Here is a 23,439-nt window from a genome sequence, read left to right as displayed (position 1 = left end):
CATGACCACCTCCATCAAAGCCCCCGAACTCCTGCTGCCCGCCGGCTCGCTCGACAAGATGCGCGCCGCCTACGACTTTGGTGCCGACGCGGTGTATGCCGGACAGCCGCGCTACAGCCTGCGTGCGCGCAACAACGAGTTCCGTCTGGAGCAGATCAAGCAAGGCATTGACGAGGCCCACGCGCGCGGCAAGAAGTTCTTTGTGACCAGCAACCTGATTGCGCACAACGACAAGATCCGCACCTACCTGCGCGACATCGAGCCCGTGATCGACTGCAAGCCGGATGCCCTCATCATGGCCGACGCGGGCCTGATCATGATGGTCAAGGAGAAGTGGCCCGAGCAGGTGGTGCACCTCTCGGTGCAGGCCAACACCACCAACTGGGCGGCGGTGAAGTTCTGGCAGAAGATGGGCGTGGAGCGCGTCATCCTGTCGCGCGAACTGAGCCTGGACGAGATCGAGAAGATCCGCCAGGAATGCCCCGACATGGAGCTGGAAGTGTTTGTGCACGGCGCGCTGTGCATTGCGTACTCGGGCCGCTGCCTGCTCAGCGGCTACTTCAACCACCGCGACCCCAACCAGGGCACCTGCACCAACGCCTGCCGCTGGAATTACGCCACCCACGACGCCGACATCGACGCCACCACGGGCGAAGCCATTGCGCAAAAAATGGAAGGCGATTTCAACTTTGAGGCCGCGCAGCAAAAGGCCGAGCAGGCCTTCGCCTCCACCACCGGCAACGGCGAGCGCCATCCCAAGGCCGACAAGGTCTACCTGATCGAAGAGGCCGGCCGGCCCGGGCAGATGATGCCCATCATGGAAGACGAGCACGGCACCTACATCATGAACAGCAAGGACCTGCGCGCGGTGGAGCATGTGGCGCGCCTGGCGCAGATCGGCGTCGATTCGCTCAAGATCGAGGGCCGCACCAAGAGCCTGTACTACGTGGCCCGCACCGCCCAGGTGTACCGCCGCGCGATCGACGACGCCGTGGCCGGCCGGCCCTTCAACCCCGAGCTGCTCATCGAGCTCGAAGGCCTGTCCAACCGCGGCTACACCGGCGGCCTGCTGGAGCGCCGCCCCAGCAACGACTACCAGAACTACCTCAGTGGCCATTCTGAAACGCAGCGCAGCCAGTACGTGGGCGAGGTGCTGGGCACCGAAGGCCTGGCCGAAGCGGGCCTGAGCGGAGACTGGGTGCTGGTGGAAACCAAGAACCACTTTGCCGTGGGCGACCTGATTGAAGTGGTGCACCCCAGCGGCAACACCACCGTGCGGTTGCAGCAGATGCGCAACCTGGAAGGCCAGCCCGTGGCCGTGGCGCAAGGCAACCCGGTGCGCGTGTGGATTCCGCTGCCTGCGCGCTACGAAGGCGCGCTGCTGGCCCGCGTGGTGGAGTCGCAACCGCCCGCAGCGGCGGCCGAGCCTGCGTTGGCGGTGTGATGGGTTGATGGGTTGATGGGGGAGGCCGGCGCAGGTGTACTTTCCATCCACCGATCACGCTGAGCCCGCCGAAGCGCCGCGCGAGGCTTCGACCCATCGGCAAAGCTCAGGACAGGCAAGCCCAGCCCGAACGCAGAGGTCCGGTGCAGCGATGTCGATCATTCACGGGGGCGCTGAAACATGAAGACGATTTCCTATTCACTGCGGCTCCTTCGGGTGACCGCATTCGCAGCGGCCACGCTGGCTTGCGTGAGCGCATGGGCCCAGGCCCCCGCTGTGGCGCCAGCCAAGCAGCGTTATGTGCAGGGCTCGTGGGTCAACCTGCGCGAGTCGGCCCAATCGCAGGCGCGCATCGTGGCCCAGGTGCCCGCCAACACCGTGTTGCAACAGCTCACCGAGCGCGACGGCTGGTGCGCCGTGCTCTCTGCGGGCGATGCGCGCCTGGGCCCGCCGTTGGCCGAGCCGGTGCAAGCCCATGTGGCCTGCAACCTGTTGGCCGACCAGCCCCTGACCCTGGCCCAGGCGGGCAAGGACGCCGCCCGCGCCTTCTGGGTGGCGCCGTCGGCCAACCGCCTGCGTGCCTATGGCAACGCGCTGCCGCGCCCGCCCGCGCTGCAGCTGCCCGCGCTGGTCAAGAGCCACACACCCGAGATGCCCGTGCAGTACCCCCTGCGCCCCGAATGGGAGGCTGCCAAGAAGCTCCTGCGCGCTGGAGTGCCGCTGCGCCCGGAGCAGGAAATCGACCGGGGCCGCCCCGTGAACCCGCTGGCCGATGTGAAGCTGGCCACCCGCGCCGTGGACCATATCCCGGCCGTGGCGCCCCTGGCCGCCCCGCCCACGCTGCCTGCCATCGCCCCCTCGTACTTCCGCAGCCACGCCGGCGTGGCCCTGCTGCACGAGACCGAGGCCGATGGCATAGCGGCCGTGGCGGGCAGCCGCATTGCCGTGGAGCCCACCGCCGTGCCCTATGGCAGCTTCAACCGCCACAACGGACCCGAGATCGAGTTCGTGACCGGCTTCTGGGACGTGGGGGCGGCCAACCTGGGCTTTGCCCCCGCGCTCACGCTGTACGCCATCACCCACCAGGGCCTGGTGGGGGCGCGCACCTTGGCGCGGCGGTATTGGGACATCAGCAATGCCGACCACTACTGTGGCGGCCACTACCCCGGCAGAGGCTTCGACGACCCGCGCGATGACGAGACCACCGCCGTGCGCGGCTATGCCAAGCTGTCGGATTCGGCCGAGGTGCTGGTGCGGCTGGTGGTGCCCGGCAAGCTGCCGCCGGATGCGGTGAAGGTGCGCTCCCGGCGCTACGCCACCAGCTGGATGCAGCCCGCCGATCCGCCCCTGCGCGACAAACCCACGCGCAAGAACAGCGCCGTGCTGGTGCACGAGATCGACCTGGACCGCGACGGCGTGGCGGACATCCTGCGCATCGATACGCCGTCGCCGGGCGGCATGAGCTTCGAGCCCATCTTTGAGTTCCGCTGGTACCTCAACATCAACGGCCAGTGGTTCCGGGCGGGGTATTGGGTGGACCAGGAGTGCACGTGAGCGGTGCTGCCGTGCCACCGGCCCATCGACAGCGGCCGGGGCCTCAATTTGGCACGCCGTCGTCGTAGCTGTTGCAGTCCCATCCGTTCAGGCGGGCCAACCGAGGAACCTCAAAGCGTTTCTCCTTGGTGGCCTTGACGCGGCCCTTCACCCGTTCGTAGGCGACGAGCTTGCCGGTCAGATAGTTGACGCTGGTTCTGCCGTACTCCTGGGCCTGCGACTCCCACAGGTCTTCCTTGCCGATCAGCTCGAAATCATGGAGCTTCTGGCTGAAGCGGAACTGCAGCGTGCTGGTGGCCAGGGTGTCGCCCTCTGCCTTGTGGACGGCGGTCACGAGCAGTGACGTGCCCTTCGCTTCGAGGTTGTAGAACTTCTGCGCGCTGCAATAGCGGGAAGACGCGGACAGCGGGGCGTATTTCCCACCGGGTACGCCGGCCAGGACCAGCAGGCGTATCTCCAGCGGCCTGTCCACGGGCCCGTCCGTCTCGGCCAGGATCAAGGCGAGGTCCGGGACGCCATCGCCGTTCCAATCACCCGCAGCGGATGTCCATTCGACGAATTTCTGGCTCGGAAACAGCGCAGAGATGGCCGCCGCTGGAGCGGAAAACTCCTGCGTTTGGGCCCATGCTCCAGCAGAGGCAGCGAGGAGAAGGAGCGTGGCCCCCTTGGATCGGACGTAGCGCATGCGATGCCTCATGAATGAAGAGTGAAAGGGGGTTGCCCGTTCGAGCCGGTTCAAGCGGCCGCTGGACGATCGTAATCAAGTTCCCGGCGAATCCGAAGGGCGGGGCCGTTGCGGCATGGCGCTTCATGGCGCGCCTTTCAACCCCGCCCCGGCTGCCTGAGCAACGCCGCCAGCACCAGGGTTTCGGCCAGCACCTCCAGCGCCTCTTCCAGGGTGGCCAGCAACTCCGGCAGCTCCGGCAGCCAGGGCCAGTGCGGCTGCACCTCGGGCCACTGGTCCACGCCGATGGCGGCCCAGCCCACGGCCAGGCCGGCCCACAGCAGGCAGCGCGTGCTGCGGTGGCTCAGCGCGCGGTGCAGCCACGCCAGCGTGAGCAGACCCACCACGGCCACCGCCAGCATGGGGGCCTCGCGCACGGCGCCCCAGCGGCAGGCATCGGTCCAGGCGTGGCAGCGGAACTTCCACAGCTCGTGCAGCATGAACTGTTCGTCCAGCGCCAGCACGGCAAAGGCCAGGGTCAGCCACAGGCCCAGCCACCGGGGCAGGGCGCGCTCACTGGTCAGCCGCAGCGCCGTGACGCTGAGCGCGAGCAGCAGCGCCCCCGACAGCCAGGACACGGGCGAGTGGTCGGAGCGGAAGGCGCGCTCCCAGTGCGGGGCAAACACCCAGGCGCTGAGCAGCATGAAGCCCAGTACGGCGCCCAGCAGGGCGGGCGCAACCCCGGGGTGCGGCGCGGGTGTGGGGTCTGCGAAGAGAGGAGGGGGCGCGGTGGGGTGCTGGGGCATGGTGGGGCAGTGCAGGGGGCCGCCGGGCTTGGAATGGAACAAAGCGCTGGTGCTCGACTTTATGGCACTTTGTGCCATGCGGTGGAGCGCATTCCTGGGGGGCCTGCGGCGGCGGTGCACCCTGTTCATGCAGAGGGAATCGCTACAGAATCGGGCATTCCTCCGCCCCCTGCCCCTTGCGTATGGCCCTTCCCATCGACCCCTCCCGCAGCGCGCTGCCGCCCGTGGCGCAGTTCCTGGCCGAGGCGGCGCTGCAGCGGCAGACGGCGCTCCTGGGGCTGGACAAGACCAAACCCGCTGCACCCTCGCCGTTGCCCACGGCCGACCCCAGCGCGCCGCCGCCCTCGGTCACATCACCCAGCCCGCCCGGCGGGCCGCTGCCTACACCGGCGGACCAGGCCAGCATCTCGCCCCAGGCGCGCGAACAGCTGGCTGCGGGCTTTGACCCGCGCAGGGCGGGCGGGGCTGATGGCCGCTTGCAAGGTACAAGGGGCGAGGGCGCCGCGCAGGCTGCATCCCCGGGGGCATCGACGCTGCCGCGTGGCTCCACCATGGCGGCGCAGGCCAATGCGGCAACGTCCGCTGCCTCCGCCACAAGTGGCACGGCCTGGCCCGCGTCGGGCCTCAGCGCACCGCTGCTGCGCATGGTGAGTGCGCTGGTCGCACAGGTCACCGCCCAGGCCGGGGTGCCGCAGCGCGTGGTGGCCGCGCAGCCCTGGCCGATTGGCATGGCGCAGGCGCTGGAGAGCGGGGCGCTGGATGTCGACCAGCCGCCGCTGCAAACCTGGCTGGTGCGCCAGGGCGTGGTGTCGACGCCTGAGGGGCCGCGCGGGCTGGCGCTCACCTTGCGTGCCCCGGTGCCGTGGCTGGCGGCCCAGGCGTCGCCCGCCGCTGTGGGCGCTGCGGCGGCGCAAGTCGGCGCTAGCCTGGGCGCGGGCGCGGGCGCGGGCGCCGGTGCTGCGGGCGGCGCGTTGCAGGTGCCTTTTGCGGGCGGTGGCCAGGCGTTGCAATCGGGGGTGATGGCCTTGGTGTTGCAGGGCATGGATGCTGCAGCGCCGCGCACCAGCGCGCTGCTGGTGCTGGACCTGCAACCGCAACTGGCCGCCACCGTGTACGGCCGCGACATGCTGCAGCAGGCCACGGGGCGCCTGGACCCCTGGACCCAGATGGCCGTGCTGCAGGCCAGCGGCCAGGTGCCGCGCGAGGACGCGCGGGCGCGCAACGGGGATTCGGGCCTGTGCGAGACCGTGGGCTGCCCGTATGCAGCGCGCGCAGAGTGTGCCCAGCCCTTCTGTCTGGCGCTGCGCGGCGTGTTGCCGCCCGAGCCGGTGGGGCCAGCGCCGTCTGCCTGAGGGGGCTGGCGCAGCGCAGGCCCGGGCCAGGGTACAGCCCACTAACGGCTGTGTGCGAAGTCGTGCCTTCCATCGGGCGCCATGCGTGGGGGCTCCCAGGCAGGACGGGTGGTGTGCTCCGCATGGCGGGCCGGGCCCGTGGCGCCCGCGCCTGCGGTATTGGCCGCATCTGTCGCCGCTGCTGCGCCCACGCTGCGCACCAGGGCCGCGTGCCGTGCGCGGGTGATCGGGTAGGCCATCAGCAGCGGGATGGCCAGCGCCAGGCACAGCGCCGGCAGCAGCCCCGCCATGGCCGTGATGCCCTGCAGCGCCTGGGCGGACTGGGCTACGTTGGGCACATACCCGGTCAGCTCCAGCATGCCGGCCACCAGCACCGTGGCCAGGGTGCGCGCGAGCTTGTCCACCAGGCCGTACAGGCCGTAGTACATGCCGGTCTGGCGCTCGCCCGCCTGCAGGTGGCCGTGGTCGATGGTGTCGGGCACCATGGCAAACGGCACGATCCAGTGCGCGCCCATGCCAATGCCCACCACCACCAGGATGCCGGTCACCAGGGCCTGCTGGCCCGGGCCTGCCCAGTGCAGTGCCACCAGCCCTGCGCAGCAGAAGACCAGCCCGAGGATGTAGGCGAGGTTTTTCTCCCAGCGGTCCACCACACGCTTCCACACGAACAGTGACAGGCCCACCACCGCGAGCAAGATGCCCATGAAGCGTGGCAGATCGCCCTTGTCGCCCTGCAGCTGGTAGATGACGAAATATGCGAGCGAGGCCTGCACCAGCGTCAGGCCCAGCCGCACCAGGCCCGCAGCACTCACCAGCATCACAAACGGGCGGTTGCGCAGCGTGGCCCGCAGGGTGCTGCGCACCGCCGCCCAGGCCGGGGCGGCCGAGGGCTCTGCGGCGGGGGGCGCGTTGCCGGCGGCGGCGGGCTCGCGCACGCGCCAGGCCACCACGGCCACGGCCAGGCCGGCCGCCAGGCCAAAGCAGGCACCCGCCAGCGCATAGCCCGTACGTGCATCCGGGGCGGCCCGCACCAGCACCGGCATGAGCACGCTGCCCGCAAAAAAGCCCAGTAGCGCGCCCAGGGAGGCAAAGGCCGTGAGGCTGGTGCGCTCGTCGTAGTCCTGCGTCATGTTGGCCGCCATGGCCTGGTAGGGCAGTTGCACCAGGGTCATGACCGTGTCGAACAGGGTGTAGGTGACGGCGATCCACACAAACGCCGCCCAGGGGCTCAGGCCTGGGGGCACCATCCACACGGCGGCGGCCACCACCGCCAGGGGCAGGGCGCCGTAGATCAGGTACACGCGGTGGCGGCCGTGGCGCGAGCGGGTGCGGTCGGTCAGCCAGCCAAACAGCGGGTCGTTGATGGTGTCCCACACCTTGCCCACCAGCAGGGCCGCACCGGCCACGGCGGGGGGCACCAGGGCCACGTCGGTGTAGAAGATCATGAGCAGAAAGCTCATGGCCGCAATCAGCATTTGCAGGCCGACATTGCCCACGGCGTAGCCGAGCTTGGTGCCCAGGGGCAGGTGGGCGCGCGATGGGGCGGTCATGGGTGCGCGGGCGCCAGGTGGGGGGCCGTGGCGGGGGCAGCCGGGTGGGCCGCGCCGCTGCGGGGGAGCGCGGCCTCCAGCATCAGGCGCACTTCGCGCCGCAGCATCTTGTTGAGGAAGCTGCGCGGGATCTCGGTGACCACGCGCACGCCGTCGGGCTGCATCTCGGGCGGCAGGTGCTGCACCAAAAATTCGGCCAGATCATGCTCCAGCGGCTGCGTGCGGCGGTCATGGCGCCAGCTCTGCCGCAGGCTTGCCACCAGCACGGCGGCGGTGCCGTGCTGCACCAGGCAGGCCTCTTTCACGGCGGGGTGGCAGTGCGCCACTTCCTCGATCTCGCGCGGGTTGAGCGCCTGGCCGTTGCGCACCACGCGGTCGGCGCTGCGGCCCAGCACATGCAGGTAACCGGCGGCGTCGAAATAACCCAGGTCACCCATCACCACCCAGCCGTCGCGCAGGGTCTCGCTGGTCTTTTCGGGGTCCAGCCAGTAGCCGTCAAAACGCACGGGCGTCTGCACGGTGATCAGGCCCATCTGGCCGGGCGGCAGCGGCGCAAACTGCTCGTCGCGGATGACGACCTCCACCCCCGGCATCACGCGGCCCACGGTGGAGAGGATGTCGTTGCCCAGCGGGTTGCCCTGCGCGTCCACATGCTCGTGGGGCAGCAGCCAGGTGATGGGGGGCAGGGCCTCCAGGCAGCCATAGCCTTGCTGGAAGATGGGCCCGAAGCGGCGGATGGCCTCGGCGATCTTGGGGGCGGGCATCATCTCCGAGCCATAGGGCACATGGCTCAGCGATGACAGGTCGTACTGGCCCAGCGTGGGCTCGTCCAGCAGGTCGATGATGGCCGAGGGCGACAGGAAGGCGCGCGACACGCGGTGCTTCTGGACCAGCCCGGCCAGCGTGGTGGCGCGGAAGTCCTCGGGCATGACCAGCGCCGCGCCCGCCAGCAGCGTGGGCAGCACCAGGCCCGAGCCCGGGCCGGTGAGCGGCAGGCCCAGCATGTTCACGTCCCGCCCGCCGGCCGGGGGCTTGAAGTCGATGGCGCGCGAGATCAGGCGCACGCTGTCCAGGTACTTGCGGTGGCTGTAGCCAATGGACTTGGGCAGGCCCGTGGTGCCCGAGGTCATGTGCAGCGCAAACACATCGTCCTCGTGCACCTCGGCCGTTCCCGCAGAGGGGGTGTGCTGCGCCAGGGCGCGCTCGTATTCATCACCGAGCGCCAGCACGCGCAAGCCGGGCAACTGCGCGCGCACGGCCTGCAGGATGGGCGCGCTCAGCAGCGGGTCATGGATGAAGACGGTGGGCTTGACGCGGCCCATGGTCGTGAGCGCCGCTTCGGCCGGCAGGTGCTTGTGGAAGCTGGCAAAGATGGTGCCGTTCTCGAACGTGGCCAGGCGGGTTTCGTACTGCTCGCCGGTTTCGGGCAGCCAGGTGAAGACCACGTCGCCTTGCTTCACGCCCTGCGCCTGCATCCAGGCCTGCAGGCGGTACACGCGGTCTTGCAGCTGCGCATAGGTGAGCGTGCCGCGCCGGTCGATGAGCGCGGGTTGGCGGGGGTGCAGGCGGTACGCCAGGCGGGCCACCGAGCGCGCGGTGCGCAGGCGGCTGAGCAGAAAGCGCGCCAGCAGGCTGCGCAGGGATGGAAGGGCCACCGGAATCTCCCGAAGACGGCATGAAAGCGAAGTCCAGGCAGTTTTTCACGCACGGCCGGGGCAAGCGATGACCATTTGTATGGGCGCGTATCTTGTTGTTTCCGATTCCGCTGTGCGGTCGTTTTGTCCTCTTGAACGGCCAGCGTGTTTCAGGCGCGCGTCGCCATTGCGCAACAAGGCCGGGTGCCGGTGCAACGGACAAAGAAAAACCGCCAGGGCCGGATCGCGGCGGCTGGCGGTTTTGCAGTGCAGGGGCCCGGCCCGGGTGGGGCAGGGTTGCAAAAAAGGCGGCAGCGGCGCTCGGGCCGCGGCAGTGGGTCAGGGGTACAGACCGCGCATTTCGCGCGCGTGCAGGATGCGCTTGCAGGCCACGATGAAGGTGGCGGTGCGCAGGCTCACCTTGTGCTCTTGCGCCACTTGCCAGATGCCCGCAAAGGCCTCTTGCATGATGCGCACCAGGCGCGCGTTGATCTCGTCTTCGCTCCAGAAGAAGCTGGAGAAGTCCTGCACCCATTCAAAATAGCTCACCGTCACGCCGCCCGCGTTGGCGATCACGTCGGGCAGCACCAGCACGCCCTTGTCGTGCAGGATGTCGTCGGCCTCGGTGGTCGTGGGGCCATTGGCGCCTTCGATCACGAGCTTGGCCTTGATCTGGCCCGCGTTGTCCTTGGTGATCTGGCCTTCGAGTGCGGCGGGGATCAGGATCTCGCAGTCCACCGCCCAGAACTCCTCGGCCTTCATCACATCGGCGCCGGCAAAGCCGCCCACGCCACCACGCGTTTTCACATGGGCCAGCAGCGCGGGCACATCCAGGCCCTGGCCGTTGAAGATGGTGCCGGTGTGGTCCTGCACGGCCACCACCTTGGCACCCGCTTCGGCAAACAGCTTGGCCGCAATGCCCCCCACGTTGCCAAAGCCCTGCACCGCCACACGGGCGCCTTCCAGCGCCAGGCCGGTCAGCTTGGCGGCTTCCACACCCACGGTGTACACGCCACGGCCGGTGGCTTCCACACGGCCCAGCGAGCCGCCCAGGTCCACGGGCTTGCCAGTGACCACGCCGGTGGCGGTGGCGCCCACGTTCATGGAGTAGGTGTCCATCATCCAGGCCATGATCTGGCCGTTGGTGTTCACGTCGGGTGCGGGGATGTCCTTGGACGGGCCGATCAGCAGGCCGATTTCGCTGGTGTAGCGGCGCGTGAGGCGCTCCAGCTCACCCATCGACAGCTTCTTGGGGTCCACGCGGATACCGCCCTTGGCGCCGCCGTAGGGCACGTTCACAGCTGCGTTCTTCACCGACATCCAGGCCGACAGGGCCATCACTTCCGACAGCGTCACGTCCTGGTGAAAACGCACGCCGCCCTTGCCGGGGCCGCGGCTCAGGTTGTGCTGCACGCGGTAGCCTTCGTAGTGGGCGATGGTGCCGTTGTCCAGCTCGATGGGCACGTCCACGATCAGGATGCGCTTGGGGCGCTTGAGCGTTTCCACCCAGCGGGCCAGGCTGCCCAGGTAGGGCGTGACGCGATCAACCTGCTGCAGGTAGTTGCCCCAGGGGCCGAGGTGGTCGGCCTGCAGGTAGGAGGGCAGGGTGTGCACGGCGCCTGCAGGGGTGGCGGCGGGTGCGCCGGTGGATGAGGACATGGTGAATTCCTTGTGGGATCAGTTCAAGCCGCGAAGCTTATGCCTGCCCCGAAAGTCTGTCCAAGGCCGGAGTGTTTGAGTGCTATGCAATTAATGCATAACCATGGGAAAGCCCATGTTCATGCGGCATTGCAGCAAAAGCAGGGCGTCATTCGACCCGCAGGTGCGCCAGCGACGGGTCGCCTGCGGGGGCGCGCAGGTCCAGGCTTTGCAGCACCTCGCGCAGCACCGTGGCGATCATCAGGTTGCGGTGGGTCTTGGAGTCGGCGGGAACGATGGTCCAGGGCGCCCAGGGGGTGTGCGTGGCATGGAGCAAGGTGTCGTAGGCCCGGCGGTACTCGGCCCATTGCTTGCGCACCGCGATGTCGCCCAGGCTGAATTTCCAGCGCTTGGCCGGGTCGTCCAGCCGCTCCTGCAGGCGCTGGCGCTGTTCGTCGGCGCTGATGTGCAGCAGGAACTTGAGCACGATGGTGCCCGTCTCGCTGAGCATGCGTTCAAACGCATTGAGGTGCGCCAGCCGCTGCTGGTGCTGTTCGGGCGTGATCCAGCCGTTGACCACGGGCACCAGCACGTCCTCGTAGTGGCTGCGGTTGAACACCGTGATGTCGCCCGCCGGCGGCACCTGCTGGTGGATGCGCCAGAGGTAGTCGTGCGCCAGTTCGGTCTCGGTGGGGGCCTTCCAGCCCACGGCGTGCACCCCGAGGGCGCTCATGCGGCCGAACACGCCCCGGATGGTGCCGTCCTTGCCCGAGGTGTCGGTGCCCTGCAGCACCACCAGCAGCTTGTAGCGCTTGTCGGCGTAGAACAGGTTCTGCAGGGTGTCCAGCTCCAGCGCCAGCGCTTCCACGGCGGCCTTGTCGCGGGCCTTGTCGCCCAGCGAGAACGGCTTGGCGCCGGGGTCGAGGTCGTCCAGCGACAGGCCCTTGTCTGTGGGCTGCCAAGGGCGCAGGCGTTGCGCAAAGGAGGACGGGGCGGCATCAAAAGGCGAAGGCATGGGGCGGCTCCTGGCAGGGCGCCCGAAGGCGCCGGGGTGTCAAAGATACCCGCTGTGGGCTGGTGCCTGCTGCCACTGGCCGTGCAACCCGTCCGCCCGCACGAAGGTCGGTGCGCCAGGCCGGAGTTGGTCAGGCCCTCGATGCCGCCCAGGCCGGCGTGCGCATTCTTCCTTGAACGGGGCGTTCCGCCCCCTGCCACACCCCGTCAGCGCCGGGCCATGCGGTAGGCCAGCGGCGTCTGCCCCGTGGCCTGGCGGAAGGCGCGGTGCAGGCCGGTTTCGTTGGCAAAGCCCAGGTCTTCGGCGATGCGCTTCAAGGGCCGGTCGGTGTCGCACAGCGCCTCGCTCGCCTGGCGCAGCTTGATGCGGCGCATCCAGTGCGCGGCCGACAGGCCCGTGTGCGCCTGCACCCGCCGCGCCAGCGTGCGTGGCGACAGGCCCAGGGCATCGGCCAGCGCGGGCAGGCGCAGCTGGGTGGCCGGGCTACGCTGCACCCACAGCATGGCGCGGCGCAGCTCGGCATCGGCCACTGCCATGAGGTCGTGCCCCGCGAAGGCCGGGTGGGTGGTGCGCGGGCGCGGCAGCATCAGCAGGGCCTGCAGGTCGGCCAAGGCCTCGGGGGGCAGCCGCGCGGCCAGCGCGTGCAGCATCAGGGGCAGGTAGCCATTGGCCCCGGCTGCGGTGGTGGCGGTGGGGCCGGCCACCAGGGGCTCATCAAAGCGCCAATCCACCGCGGCAAATTGCTGCTCCAGTGCCGCGCGCAGCCACCAGGTGGCCGTGGCGCCCTGGCCGCGCAGCCGGCCGCTGGCGGCGGCCAGCACCACACCCGCGCAGTAGCTCCACAGCGGGGTGCGGCGGGGCAGGGCGCGCAGCGCCTGGACCACGGGGGCCAGCTGCTGCAGCGGTGCCTGCAGGCCATCGGGGGACGAGAGCCACAGGCCCGGCACCAGCACGGCATCCGCCCCCGCCTGGGCCAGCGCCACCGTGGGGGCCAGGGCCGGGCCCTGCCAGGTGGGCACGGGCTGCAGGTCCACGCCGGCCCAACACACCTCGATCACCGTGGCCTGCGCGCGCAGGTTGGCGGCGCGCACCATGTCGGCGGTGGCAAACAGGCCGGCCGGCATGCAGCCGGGGTACAGCAGCAGTGCGAGCCGCAACGGGGCGGTGGGGCGTATTGGAGGGGCGGGCATGGATGGCCGGAAGTGGCAAGAAATTGTCAGATCCAGCCATTCTCGCCGTCGCGCCAAATTTCAACAATCCACCCATACCCACCTATACCCATCCGTACCCCCCTTCCTTCGGAGTCTTCGCCATGCACATCACCCACCTTCGCAACGCCACCGTGGTGCTGGAATTCCAGGCCGCCGGGCAGTCCATCGGCCTGCTGGTGGACCCCATGCTCGCGCCCCGGGGCAGCCTGCCCGCCCTGCGCTACCTGGGCGTGCGGCGCCAGCGCAACCCCATCGTGGAGCTGCCCGCGCAGGCCGACGCGGTGCTCGGGCGCGTCACCCACGCGCTCATCACGCATTGCCAGCGCGGGCATTTCGACCACCTGGACAGCGCCGGCAAGCGCTTCCTGCGCGAGCGCCGCATCCCGGTGTTCTGCATGCCGCACGACGCGGACTACCTTGCGCAGCGCGGCCTGCAGGTGCTGCCGCTGGCCGGTGCGGCGCGCCAGCCCTTTGCCCTGGGCGGCCAGATCACCCCGATCGCTTGTGTGCACGGCGAGGGCTGGGTGGGGCGCTTCATGGAGCATGGCCACGGCTACCTGCTGGAGCTGCCGGGCGAGCCCAGCGTGTACCTGGCGGGCGACACGGTGCTCACCCCCACCGTGCGCGACTGCCTGCAGCGGCTGCAGCCCGGCGTGGCCGTGCTGCCGGCGGGTGGTGCGCGCTTCGACCTGGGGGCAGACATCCTCATGGACGGGGGCGACATGGCCGAGGCCGCCGCCCTGATGGCCGGAACCCTGGTGGTGAACCACCTGGAGGCGCTGGACCACTGCCCCACCACCCGCGCCTCGGTGCGGGCGCTGGCCGTGCAAGGGGGCTGGGCCGACCGGCTTTGGGTGCCTGAGGATGGCGAGTCACGGGCGTTTCGATACGCCGCCGTTCGCCCTGTGGTTGCTACTGAATCAGTAGCTGTTTGCGCTTGATGATTAAGCCTTGGACGGCTTTTTGATGCTGCTCTCGCCGGGCCCCGGGCGCGGCCCTGCGCTCTCGCGCATCAGCGCCACGAAGCGCGCCGCGCCCAGGCCCAGTGGCCGCTCCTTGGACCAGACCACGTCCACCCACAGCGCCGTGCCGTTGCTGAGGTTTTCAAACGGCATCTCCACCAGCGTGCCCGCCGCAATGCGCGGCTGCACCAGCGCGCGCGGCTGCCAGCCCCAGCCCAGGCCGGCCTCGATCAGGCCCAGCGCGGCCAGGTGGTTGTCGGTGCGCCAGTGGTGGCGGGCAAACACAAAACGCGGGTCGGTCTGCCCCAGGTCGCGGCTGGCCACCACGATCTGGCGCGTGGTGGTGAGGTGTTCCTCGCGCAGCATGGCGCCCTCGGGTGGCTCGCCGCGCGCCTGGGCGGCTGCGCGGGCCCCGGCCAGCACCGGGTGCTCGGGTGCAATCACGGCCACCAGGGTTTCGGTGCCCACCTCCTGAAACCCCTCGCGCCCGTCGATGCTGGGCCGCTCGAACACCAGCGCCAGCTGCGCACGGCCGCTGTGCAGCAGCGCCAGCGCATCCACCTGCGGGGCGGCCAGCACCTCCACCTGCAGCAGCGGGTATTCGTGCGCCAGCGCCGCCAGCGGGCCCCGCCAGCGCGCGGCCAGCAGCTCGGGGGCGATGGCCAGGGTCAGGCGCTCCTCCAGCCCCTGGGTCAGCGCCAGCGCCTGGGCGTTGAGCTGCTGCAGCTGCTGGGCCAGCAGCCGCGCCTGGGGCTCCAGCGCGCGCGCCGCCGCCGTGGGCCGGGGCTCGCGGCCGCTGCGGTCAAACAGCTGCACATCCAGCTCGGCCTCCAGGTGCGCCATCGTCATGCTCACGGCCGAAGGCACCCGCGACAGCGCCCGCGCGGCGGCCGAAAACGAGCCCTGGTCGAGCACCGTGAGAAACACCTGCACGCTGTCGGAGTTGAAAGCCATGGCGGTTCTATCTGTCAATAAAACTGAAATAAGCTGAATTTATATGTCAGATTGTTGAATATAAAGTACCGGCCATGGACAAGACACCCACTCTTTTTGGCCTGCAAGGCGTCAAGCGCCGCGTGATCTACGTCACTCTGTACGAGCTGATCGCCATTGGCGCCGCCACGGTGGGCCTGGCGCTGCTCACGGGCCAGGGCGCGGGGCATTCGAGCGTGGTGGCGGTGGCGGCCTCGGTGATCGCCATCGTCTGGAACCTCATCTTCAACTGGGCCTTCGAGCGTTGGGAGGCGCGCCAGCCCGTGCGCGGGCGCAGCGTGGCGCGGCGCGTGGCGCACGCCATCGGGTTCGAGGGCGGTCTGGTCTTCACGCTGGTGCCGTTGTTTGCCTGGTGGTTTGGCGTGAGCCTGTGGACCGCCTTCGTCATGGACCTGGGGCTCATCGTGTTCTTCCTGTGCTACACGTTTGTCTTCAACTGGGCGTTCGATCACCTGTTCGGCTTGCCTGCATCGGCCATGGCGGCTTCGTAACAACAGCCTAGAGCGCGCTTCTTCAAATAACGTCACTGCTATCTGCAGGGCGTTTTGGGCGGAACCTTTTTGCAGTTCCTGCCTGTTCGCTGACCCGGTAAAATCCGCCGCTTGCCCAAGGAGCGTTGCAGCGGCCCCATCGCCATGGTGAAGCCGTCAGGCTTGGGCACCCCATAAGCTATTCAAGCCCCACCGCAACGACGCTCACCTGTATTTCCGCTGCCCCTGCACAGGTGAGTCCTATGTCCGCTGTATCCCTGCCCCCCATGAAGCTGTCCGGCCTGGAGCCCGTCTCCATTGGCGAGGGCACCTTGTTCGTCAACATCGGCGAGCGCACCAACGTCACCGGCTCCAAGGCGTTCGCGCGCATGATCCTGAACGGCCAGTACGAAGAGGCCCTGGCCGTGGCGCGCCAGCAGGTCGAAAACGGCGCGCAGGTCATCGACATCAACATGGACGAGGCCATGCTCGACAGCAAGGCCGCCATGGTGCGCTTTCTGCAGCTCATTGCGTCCGAGCCCGACATCGCCCGTGTGCCCATCATGGTGGACAGCTCCAAGTGGGAGGTGATCGAGGCCGGGCTGCGCTGCATCCAGGGCAAGGGCATCGTCAACTCCATCAGCATGAAAGAGGGCGTGGAGAAGTTCAAGCACGAGGCGCGCCTGGTCAAGCGCTACGGCGCTGCCGCCGTGGTGATGGCGTTTGATGAGGTGGGCCAGGCCGACACCTACGCCCGCAAGATCGAAATCTGCGAGCGCGCCTACCGTGTGCTGGTCGATGAAGTGGGCTTCCCGCCCGAAGACATCATCTTCGACCCCAACATCTTCGCCGTGGCCACGGGCATTGAAGAGCACAACAACTACGCGGTTGATTTCATCGAAGCCACGCGCTGGATCAAGCAGAACCTGCCCGGCGCCAAGGTGTCGGGCGGGGTGTCCAACGTGTCCTTCAGCTTCCGCGGCAACGACCCCGTGCGCGAGGCGATCCACACCGTGTTCCTGTACCACGCCATCAAGGCGGGCATGGACATGGGCATCGTCAACGCCGGCATGGTGGGCGTATATGACGACCTGGAGCCCACGCTGCGCGAGCGTGTGGAAGACGTGGTGCTCAACCGCCGCCCCGACGCGGGCGAGCGCCTGGTGGAGATTGCCGAAACCGCCAAGAGCGGCGCCAAGGACGAAAGCAAAAAGCTCGAATGGCGCGGCACGCCCGAGCACCCCAAGACCGTGGGCGAGCGCCTCTCCCACGCGCTGGTGCACGGCATCACCGACTTCATCACCGAAGACACCGAAGAGGCCTACCGCGAGATTTTGGCCAAGGGCGGCCGCCCGCTGCATGTGATCGAAGGCCCGCTCATGGACGGCATGAACGTGGTGGGCGACCTGTTTGGCGCGGGCAAGATGTTTTTGCCCCAGGTGGTCAAGAGCGCCCGCGTGATGAAGCAGGCCGTGGCCCACCTGATCCCTTACATCGAAGAAGAAAAGCGCCAGGACGAGCTGGCCGGCCGCGACGTGCGCAGCAAGGGCAAGATCGTCATCGCCACCGTCAAGGGCGACGTGCACGACATCGGCAAGAACATCGTCACCGTCGTGCTCCAGTGCAACAACTTCGAGGTGGTGAACATGGGCGTGATGGTGCCCTGCCATGAAATTTTGGCGCGCGCCAAGGTCGAGGGGGCCGACATCGTGGGCCTGTCGGGCCTCATCACGCCCAGCCTCGAAGAGATGCAATACGTGGCGGGCGAGATGCAGAAGGACGACCACTTTCGCGTCAAGAAAATCCCGCTGCTCATCGGCGGCGCCACCACCAGCCGCGTGCACACCGCTGTGAAGATCGCGCCGCACTACGAAGGCCCCGTGGTCTATGTGCCCGACGCCTCGCGCAGCGTCAGCGTGGCGCAGAGCCTGCTGGGCGACGGTGTGCAGACCTACGTGGACGAGCTGAACGCCGACTACGAAAAAGTCCGCACCCAGCACGCCAACAAGAAGGCTACGCCGCTGTGGCCTCTGGCCAAGATCCGCGCCAACAAGACGCCGGTGGACTGGTCCGCCTACCTGCCCGCAGTGCCCCGTGCGCTGGGCCGCCGTGTGTTCAAGAACTTTGACCTGGCCGAGCTGGCCAAGTACATCGACTGGGGCCCGTTCTTCCAGACCTGGGACCTGGCCGGCCCGTACCCTGCCATCCTCACCGACGAGATCGTGGGCGTGGAAGCCACGCGTGTGTTTGCCGATGGCCAGGCCATGCTCAAGAAGATCATCGAAGGCCGTTGGCTCACGGCCAGCGGCGTGATGGCGCTGCTGCCTGCCAACAGCGTGGGCGACGATATCGAGTTCTACACCGACGACACCCGCACCGAGGTCGCCATGACCTGGTACGGCCTGCGTCAGCAGGCCGAAAAACACACCATCGACGGCGTGACCCGACCCAGCCGCTGCCTGGCCGACTTTGTGGCGCCCAAAGAGAGCGGCATTGCCGACTACGCAGGCCTGTTCGCCGTCACCGCCGGGCTGGGTGTGGAGAAGAAGGAAAAGGCTTTCATCGACGCGCTGGACGACTACTCCGCCATCATGTTCAAGAGCCTGGCCGACCGCCTGGCCGAAGCCTTTGCCGAATGCCTGCACCACCGCGTGCGCACCGACCTGTGGGGCTACGCGGCGGGCGAGCAGTTGAGCAACGACGAGATGATTGCTGAGAAGTACGCTGGCATCCGCCCCGCACCCGGCTACCCCGCCTGCCCCGACCACAGCGCCAAGACCGACCTGTTCCGCGTGCTGAACGCCGAAGAGATCGGCATGGGCCTGACCGAAAGCCTGGCCATGACCCCCGCCGCCAGCGTGAGCGGCTTCTACATCGGCCACCCCGACGCGGTGTACTTCAACGTCGGCAAGATCGGCGAAGACCAGCTGCACGACATGGCCCAGCGCCGGGGCATGGACGAGAAGGTGCTGGAGCGGCTGCTGGCGCCGAATTTGTGATGCTATAGATTGTATAGCTGCCTGCGCTTGAATAATAAGCGCTAGAGCCCAATCCGATCAGAAAGACGAAAGCCCCGCATGCGGGGCTTTCCATTTGGTGCATCTTTCAGCTTGTTAGCGTCCAGAGCGCATATCCCAGTGATATTTAGTAGGCTTGAATTCTAAACGAATCTGCTAAAACCGACGGTCTAGTCTTCACAATTGGAGTGGCCTATGGCCTTTGCAGGTGCGTATCGTTTGGCTCTGGACCTGGGTTCCACTTCATTGGGGTGGGCGATGTTTAGGATTCACCAAGACCCGATTGGGGGCAGTGTTCCCACAGCCATCATTCGCTCAGGCGTGCGCATCTTCAGCGATGGCCGCAACCCCAAGGATGGATCGTCTCTGGCCGTGACTCGCCGTGCCGCCCGTGCCATGCGCCGCCGCCGCGATCGCTTGCTCAAGCGCAAGGCGCGCATGATGGAGCAATTGGTGCGCCATGGGTTTTTTCCGGCCGAGGTGGCCGAGCGCAAGGCGCTGGAGTCGCTCAACCCCTTCCAGTTGCGCGCCAAGGGCCTGCATGGGGCACTCACCTCCGGCGAGTTTGCGCGGGCGCTGTTCCACATCAACCAGCGCCGGGGCTTTCAAAGCAACCGCAAGACCGATCGCAAAGACAACGACAGCGGCGCACTCAAACAAGCCATCCACCAACTGCGCGCGCATATCACGGCCAGTGGTTGCGCTACGGTGGGTGAATGGTTTTGGCAGGTGCGCATGCAGCAGCGGCCCGAAGGGGTGGCAGGGCAGGGCGTGCGTGCGCGCTACCGCGAAAAGCCCTTCACCACCGAAGAGGGCAAGAAACGCATCGACAAGAGCTACGACCTATACGTAGACCGCGCCATGATTGCGCAGGAGTTCGATGCGCTGTGGGCTGCGCAGGCGGCGCTGCAACCGGCCCTGTTCACCGAGGTGGCGCGTGCCGATTTGCGCGACACCCTGCTGCACCAGCGCCCGCTGCGCCCCGTGCGCCCTGGCCGCTGTACTTTGCTGCCTGAGGAAGAGCGCGCACCGCTGGCCTTGCCCAGCACGCAACGTTTTCGCATCTTGCAGGAGGTGAACCATCTGCGTTTGCTGGATGACACGCTGCGTGAAGTGCCGCTGATGCTGGCCCAGCGCGATGCGGTGGTGGCAGCGTTGGAGGCTAAGAACAAGCTCAGTTTTGACCAGATTCGCAAGCTGTTGAAACTGTCGGGTTCTGTGCAATTCAACCTGCAAGATGCCAAGCGCAATGAACTCAAAGGTAACGCCACCAGCGCAGCCTTGGCGCGCAATGATCTGTTTGGTGCTGCCTGGGCGGGCTTTGCGGTCGAACTGCAGGACGAGATCGTCTGGCAGATCGTGAATGAAGAGGGCGAGGGCACCCTGGTGGCCTGGCTGCAGCAGCACACGGGCGTGGACGAGGCTCGGGCCGAAGCCATTGCCAACGTGGCTTTGCCAGAAGGCTATGGCAGCCTGAGCCGCAAGGCCCTGGCGCGCATCGTGCCCGAGTTGCAGCGCGATGTGGTGACCTACGACAAGGCCGTGCAGGCCGCCGGGTTTGCGCACCACAGCGATTTGGGCTTTGACTTTGACCACGAAAGCGACGAAGTGGAGCTGGTAGGCGAGCGCACCGTGCCCTCCACGGGGGAAATCCAGCCCGTGTTCGCCTTCAAAGAGCTGCCCTACTATGGCCGTGCACTGCAGCGCCATGTGGCCTTTGCCAAGGACAACCCGCGCAACGACGAAGAGCGCTACGGCAAGATCGCCAACCCCACGGTGCACATCGGCCTGAACCAGGTGCGGGTGGTGGTCAATGCCTTGATCCGCCGCTATGGCCGCCCTGCTGAGATCGTGGTGGAGTTGGCGCGCGATTTGAAGCAAAGCCGTGAGCAGAAGCTGGAGACGCAAAAAAAGCAGGTCGACAACCAGCGCCGCAATGCCCGCATCCGCGAACGCATTGCCGAGACCTTGGGCATCAGCCCCGAGCGCGTGCGGGCCAGTGACATCCAGAAATGGATCTTGTGGGAAGAGCTGAGCTTTGACGTGGCCGACCGCCGATGCCCCTACAGCGGCGTGCAAATCAGCGCCGTCATGCTGCTCAGCGAGCAGGTGGAGATTGAGCACATCCTGCCGTTCTCGCAGACGCTGGACGACAGCCTGAACAACCGCACCGTGGCCATGCGCCAGGCCAACCGCATCAAGCGCAACCGCACGCCTTGGGCGGCGCGGGCTGATTTTGAAGCGCAGGGGTGGAGTTATGACGGCATTCTGCAGCGCGCCGAGCGCATGCCCCTGCGCAAACGCTACCGCTTTGCGCCCGATGGCCATGAGCGCTGGCTGGGCGAGGACAAGGACTTTCTGGCCCGTGCGCTCAACGACACGCGCTACCTGTCGCGCGTGGCCACCAGCTATTTGCGGCTGGTGTGCCCGCAAGGGGGGCGGGTGATTCCGGGGCAGATGACGGCGATGCTGCGCGCCAAGTTGGCGCTGAACGATGTGCTGGGCTTGAACGGCGAGAAGAACCGCAACGACCACCGCCACCATGCCGTGGATGCATGCGTGGTTGGCGTGACCGACCAAGGCTTGTTGCAGCGCTTTGCCAGCGCCAACGCCCAAGCCCGTGAAGGGGGCGTGAACCGTTTGGTAGAAAACATGCCTTTGCCGTGGGACACCTACCGCGACCATGTGGAGCGCGCCGTGCGGCACATCTGGGTGAGCCATAAGCCAGACCATGGTTTTGAGGGCGCGATGATGGAGGAAACCTCTTACGGCATCCGCAAGGACGGTAGCATCAAACAGCGGCGCAAGGCCGACGGCAGCGCAGGGCGCGAGATCACCCACCTCATCCGCATTGCAGAGCCCGCACAGCCCACCCGCCATGGTGTGGATGCCGAAGGGCAGCCATCGCCCTATAAAGGCTACGTGGGCGGCAGCAACTACTGCATTGAAATCACCCGCAGTGAGCTGGGCAAGTGGGAGGGAGACGTGATTTCTACCTTTGATGCCTATCGCATCGTGCGAGCGGCAGGAGAGGGAGATGCTGGATGGGGCCAACTGCGTCACGCTCGTCAGGGGCAGAACGGAAAGCCGTTGGTGATGCGGCTCGCCATCGGGGATTGCGTACGGTTGCAACTGCGGGACCGTGAAGAGGTAATGCGTGTCGTCTCTGTCAATTCGGCGGGACGTTTGACACTCGCTGCCATTCATGAGGCCAATGTGGATAAACGCAATGCCGACAAGACCGACCCCTATTCCTACACATACAAAAACGCGGCGCCTTTGCAACAAGCAATGGCTCGACGGGTGTCTGTGTCCCCCATGGGTGATCTGCGCGACCCAGGCTTTCAGGGCTAGCCACCATGGTAGGCCGCATCGTCGAAATCGCAGACGATAGGCGGCACCTGTTTGTGCACCGCGGCTTCATGGTGGTGAAAGACACCGAAGGCGAGCGCAAAGAGCTAGGGCAGGTGCCGCTGGATGACATTGCTGCCGTCATTGCCAACGCCCACGGCCTCACCTACACCAACAACCTGCTGGTGGCGTTGGCAGAGCGCGGTGCGCCCTTTGTGCTGTGCGGTGCCAACCACAACGCCATCGGCATTCTGCTGACGCTGGATGGGCACCATGTGCAGGCCAAGCGCATTGAGGCCCAGTGGGCGGCTGCGTTGCCATTGCATAAGCGCTTGTGGGCTGCAGTTGTCAAATGCAAGCTGGAGCAGCAGGCGGCAGCGCTGGAGGCCGCAGGCGCACCCACGGCACCGCTGCAGGCGCTCGTAGGCAAGGTCAAAAGCGGCGACCCCGAGAACATTGAGGGCCAAGGTGCCCGCCGCTACTGGGGCTTGCTGTTTGGCCCAGAGTTTCGGCGCGATCAGGATGGTGATGGCGTCAACGCATTATTGAACTACGGCTACACCATCCTGCGCTCTGCCACGGCGCGTGCCGTGGTGGCTGCAGGCCTGCATCCCAGCATCGGCCTGCATCACAGCAACGACGCCAACGCTATGCGCCTGGTGGATGACCTGATGGAGCCGTTTCGCCCCATGGTGGACTTGAAGGTATGGCAATTGCATCAGGCCGCCGAGTCACATGTCACCCCAGAGACCAAACGTGCTTTGGTGCGCGTGCTGTACGACGATATACCCACCGCTGCAGGCGTTACGCCGGTGATGGTTTGCATGCAGCGCCTAGCCATCTCCCTGGCCCAGGTGTACCTGGGTGAGCGCACCAAGCTGGATTTGCCGTTGCCCGGCTTACCCCTCTCGCTGGCGGGCAGTTTTGAGGCGGACTGAACCCCACTAAAGCCAGTCCATTGCTACACCATGTTGTCTGGATACCGGCTTATGTGGATAGTGGTCATGTTCGACTTGCCTGTGATTGAGAAGGCCGAACGCAAGGCTGCCACGCAGTTTCGCAACGGTCTCTTGGACCTAGGCTTTGAAATGAGCCAGTTCAGCGTGTACATGCGCTTTTGCACAAGTCAGGCGCAGGTGGATACCCTGTGCCGAGCCGTAGAACGCGCCTTGCCACAGGGCGGCAAAGTGAATATCTTCCAATTCACCGACAAACAATACGAACGCGCCATCACCTACCACGGGCGCAGCAAACAACCGGCGCAAAAAGCACCGGACCAATTTGACCTCTTCTAGCAAATGGCGCGGTTTTCTAGTGCTCTGAAAGCGAAAACTTCTTTTGTTATCAAGAAGTTATGGCGCTCAGAGTCTAGATCACTGGGATATGCGCACTGGCCGGAACGAGAGAGATAATCGGCCCCGCCTTGGACGTAGTCTAGATCACTGGGATATGCGCACTGGCCGGAACCCGGGCCTACGCGGAGCGCGGGCAGTTCGAAGTCTAGATCACTGGGATATGCGCACTGGCCGGAACCGCAACAAACATGCGGTTCATGAACGGCTTAGTCTAGATCACTGGGATATGCGCACTGGCCGGAACCCGGCGTCCTTGTTGGAGCAAGGCCAGGGGAGTCTAGATCACTGGGATATGCGCACTGGCCGGAACTCGGCAACAGCAACGGCGCAAAGGTCATTGAGTCTAGATCACTGGGATATGCGCACTGGCCGGAACTGTTCTGGAGATTGGCACCTGGATTGCAGGAGTCTAGATCACTGGGA

General features: G+C 66.9%; 17 protein-coding genes, 1 CRISPR repeat array and 1 riboswitch. Of the genes, 9 read left to right on the top strand and 8 right to left on the bottom strand.

Translation table 11 applies throughout. The annotated features are described in order from the left end of the window. The first annotated feature begins 1 nt into the window (after position 1). Together yegQ and DBV10_RS00110 are read left to right on the top strand one after the other, a co-directional pair. The gene (gene yegQ / locus DBV10_RS00115) at positions 2 to 1,444 is read left to right on the top strand and encodes a tRNA 5-hydroxyuridine modification protein YegQ (protein ID WP_124509407.1); all 1,443 of its coding nucleotides are present in this window, start codon (positions 2 to 4) and stop codon (positions 1,442 to 1,444) included. A 180-nt stretch (positions 1,445 to 1,624) separates the two neighbouring features. Further along, positions 1,625 to 2,998 (top strand): SH3 domain-containing protein, encoded by a 1,374-nt coding sequence (locus DBV10_RS00110; RefSeq protein ID WP_124509405.1) that lies wholly within the window; start codon positions 1,625 to 1,627, stop codon positions 2,996 to 2,998. A gap of 43 nt (positions 2,999 to 3,041) precedes the next feature. Here DBV10_RS00110 and DBV10_RS00105 read toward each other — a convergent pair whose 3' ends face one another. Next, positions 3,042 to 3,683: a hypothetical protein gene (locus DBV10_RS00105; protein ID WP_124509403.1), complete on the bottom strand. Its 642-nt coding sequence runs from the start codon at positions 3,681 to 3,683 to the stop codon at positions 3,042 to 3,044. Between the two features lie 137 nt (positions 3,684 to 3,820). Then, the gene (locus DBV10_RS00100) at positions 3,821 to 4,468 is read right to left on the bottom strand and encodes a hypothetical protein (protein WP_124509401.1); all 648 of its coding nucleotides are present in this window, start codon (positions 4,466 to 4,468) and stop codon (positions 3,821 to 3,823) included. Between the two features lie 182 nt (positions 4,469 to 4,650). On the opposite strand from DBV10_RS00100, the gene DBV10_RS00095 reads away from it, so the two are divergent. Further along, on the top strand, positions 4,651 to 5,820 hold the full coding sequence (locus DBV10_RS00095) for a hypothetical protein (RefSeq protein WP_124509756.1): 1,170 nt from the start codon (positions 4,651 to 4,653) through the stop codon (positions 5,818 to 5,820). A 41-nt stretch (positions 5,821 to 5,861) separates the two neighbouring features. Here the strand turns inward: DBV10_RS00095 and DBV10_RS00090 are convergent, their stop codons facing one another. From DBV10_RS00090 to DBV10_RS00070, 5 genes are all read right to left on the bottom strand, one after another. After that, entirely contained in the window at positions 5,862 to 7,370 is a 1,509-nt protein-coding gene (locus tag DBV10_RS00090) for an MFS transporter (protein ID WP_124509398.1), read from the bottom strand. Next, entirely contained in the window at positions 7,367 to 9,025 is a 1,659-nt protein-coding gene (locus DBV10_RS00085; protein WP_124509396.1) for a class I adenylate-forming enzyme family protein, read from the bottom strand. Before DBV10_RS00085 ends, DBV10_RS00090 begins: the two co-directional genes overlap by 4 nt. Before the next feature lie 318 nt (positions 9,026 to 9,343). Then, entirely contained in the window at positions 9,344 to 10,663 is a 1,320-nt protein-coding gene (locus DBV10_RS00080; RefSeq protein ID WP_124509394.1) for a Glu/Leu/Phe/Val dehydrogenase, read from the bottom strand. Positions 10,664 to 10,811: 148 nt separating this feature from the next. After that, positions 10,812 to 11,657: a PPK2 family polyphosphate kinase gene (locus DBV10_RS00075; protein ID WP_124509392.1), complete on the bottom strand. Its 846-nt coding sequence runs from the start codon at positions 11,655 to 11,657 to the stop codon at positions 10,812 to 10,814. A 206-nt stretch (positions 11,658 to 11,863) separates the two neighbouring features. Further along, on the bottom strand, positions 11,864 to 12,847 hold the full coding sequence (locus tag DBV10_RS00070) for a GlxA family transcriptional regulator (protein WP_124509390.1): 984 nt from the start codon (positions 12,845 to 12,847) through the stop codon (positions 11,864 to 11,866). Positions 12,848 to 12,969: 122 nt separating this feature from the next. On the opposite strand from DBV10_RS00070, the gene DBV10_RS00065 reads away from it, so the two are divergent. Beyond that, a complete protein-coding gene (locus DBV10_RS00065) occupies positions 12,970 to 13,809 on the top strand; it encodes an MBL fold metallo-hydrolase (RefSeq protein ID WP_124509388.1) in 840 nt (279 codons plus the stop codon). A 3-nt stretch (positions 13,810 to 13,812) separates the two neighbouring features. Here the strand turns inward: DBV10_RS00065 and DBV10_RS00060 are convergent, their stop codons facing one another. Beyond that, positions 13,813 to 14,784, bottom strand: coding sequence for a LysR family transcriptional regulator (locus DBV10_RS00060; RefSeq protein ID WP_124509386.1), 972 nt, complete (start codon positions 14,782 to 14,784; stop codon positions 13,813 to 13,815). 74 nt (positions 14,785 to 14,858) lie between these two features. Here DBV10_RS00060 and DBV10_RS00055 point away from each other — a divergent pair, with 74 nt between their 5' ends. The 5 genes from DBV10_RS00055 to cas2 all read left to right on the top strand — a co-directional run bounded on the left by DBV10_RS00055 (position 14,859) and on the right by cas2 (position 22,956). Continuing rightward, positions 14,859 to 15,314, top strand: coding sequence for a PACE efflux transporter (locus DBV10_RS00055; RefSeq protein ID WP_199740007.1), 456 nt, complete (start codon positions 14,859 to 14,861; stop codon positions 15,312 to 15,314). Positions 15,315 to 15,425: 111 nt separating this feature from the next. After that, positions 15,426 to 15,527, top strand: a riboswitch (S-adenosyl-L-homocysteine riboswitch). Beyond that, positions 15,527 to 18,292, top strand: a complete 2,766-nt coding sequence (gene metH, locus DBV10_RS00050; RefSeq protein WP_255424806.1) for a methionine synthase — start codon at positions 15,527 to 15,529, stop codon at positions 18,290 to 18,292. It overlaps the preceding riboswitch by 1 nt. 213 nt (positions 18,293 to 18,505) lie before the next feature. After that, a complete protein-coding gene (gene cas9, locus DBV10_RS00045) occupies positions 18,506 to 21,664 on the top strand; it encodes a type II CRISPR RNA-guided endonuclease Cas9 (RefSeq protein ID WP_124509382.1) in 3,159 nt (1,052 codons plus the stop codon). 5 nt (positions 21,665 to 21,669) lie between these two features. Continuing rightward, a complete protein-coding gene (gene cas1, locus DBV10_RS00040; protein ID WP_124509380.1) occupies positions 21,670 to 22,599 on the top strand; it encodes a type II CRISPR-associated endonuclease Cas1 in 930 nt (309 codons plus the stop codon). Positions 22,600 to 22,629: 30 nt separating this feature from the next. Continuing rightward, positions 22,630 to 22,956, top strand: a complete 327-nt coding sequence (gene cas2, locus DBV10_RS00035) for a CRISPR-associated endonuclease Cas2 (protein ID WP_199740006.1) — start codon at positions 22,630 to 22,632, stop codon at positions 22,954 to 22,956. 70 nt (positions 22,957 to 23,026) lie between these two features. After that, a CRISPR array of direct repeats spans positions 23,027 to 23,392; the repeat unit is 36 nt; unit sequence AGTCTAGATCACTGGGATATGCGCACTGGCCGGAAC. Between the last annotated feature and the right edge of the window lie 47 nt (positions 23,393 to 23,439).

The organism is Acidovorax sp. FJL06 (assembly GCF_003852545.1).
Taxonomy (GTDB): Bacteria; Pseudomonadota; Gammaproteobacteria; order Burkholderiales; family Burkholderiaceae_C; genus Acidovorax.
The sequence above is the reverse complement of the archived record's forward strand: the minus strand, read 5'-3'. Positions and strand labels throughout refer to the sequence as shown.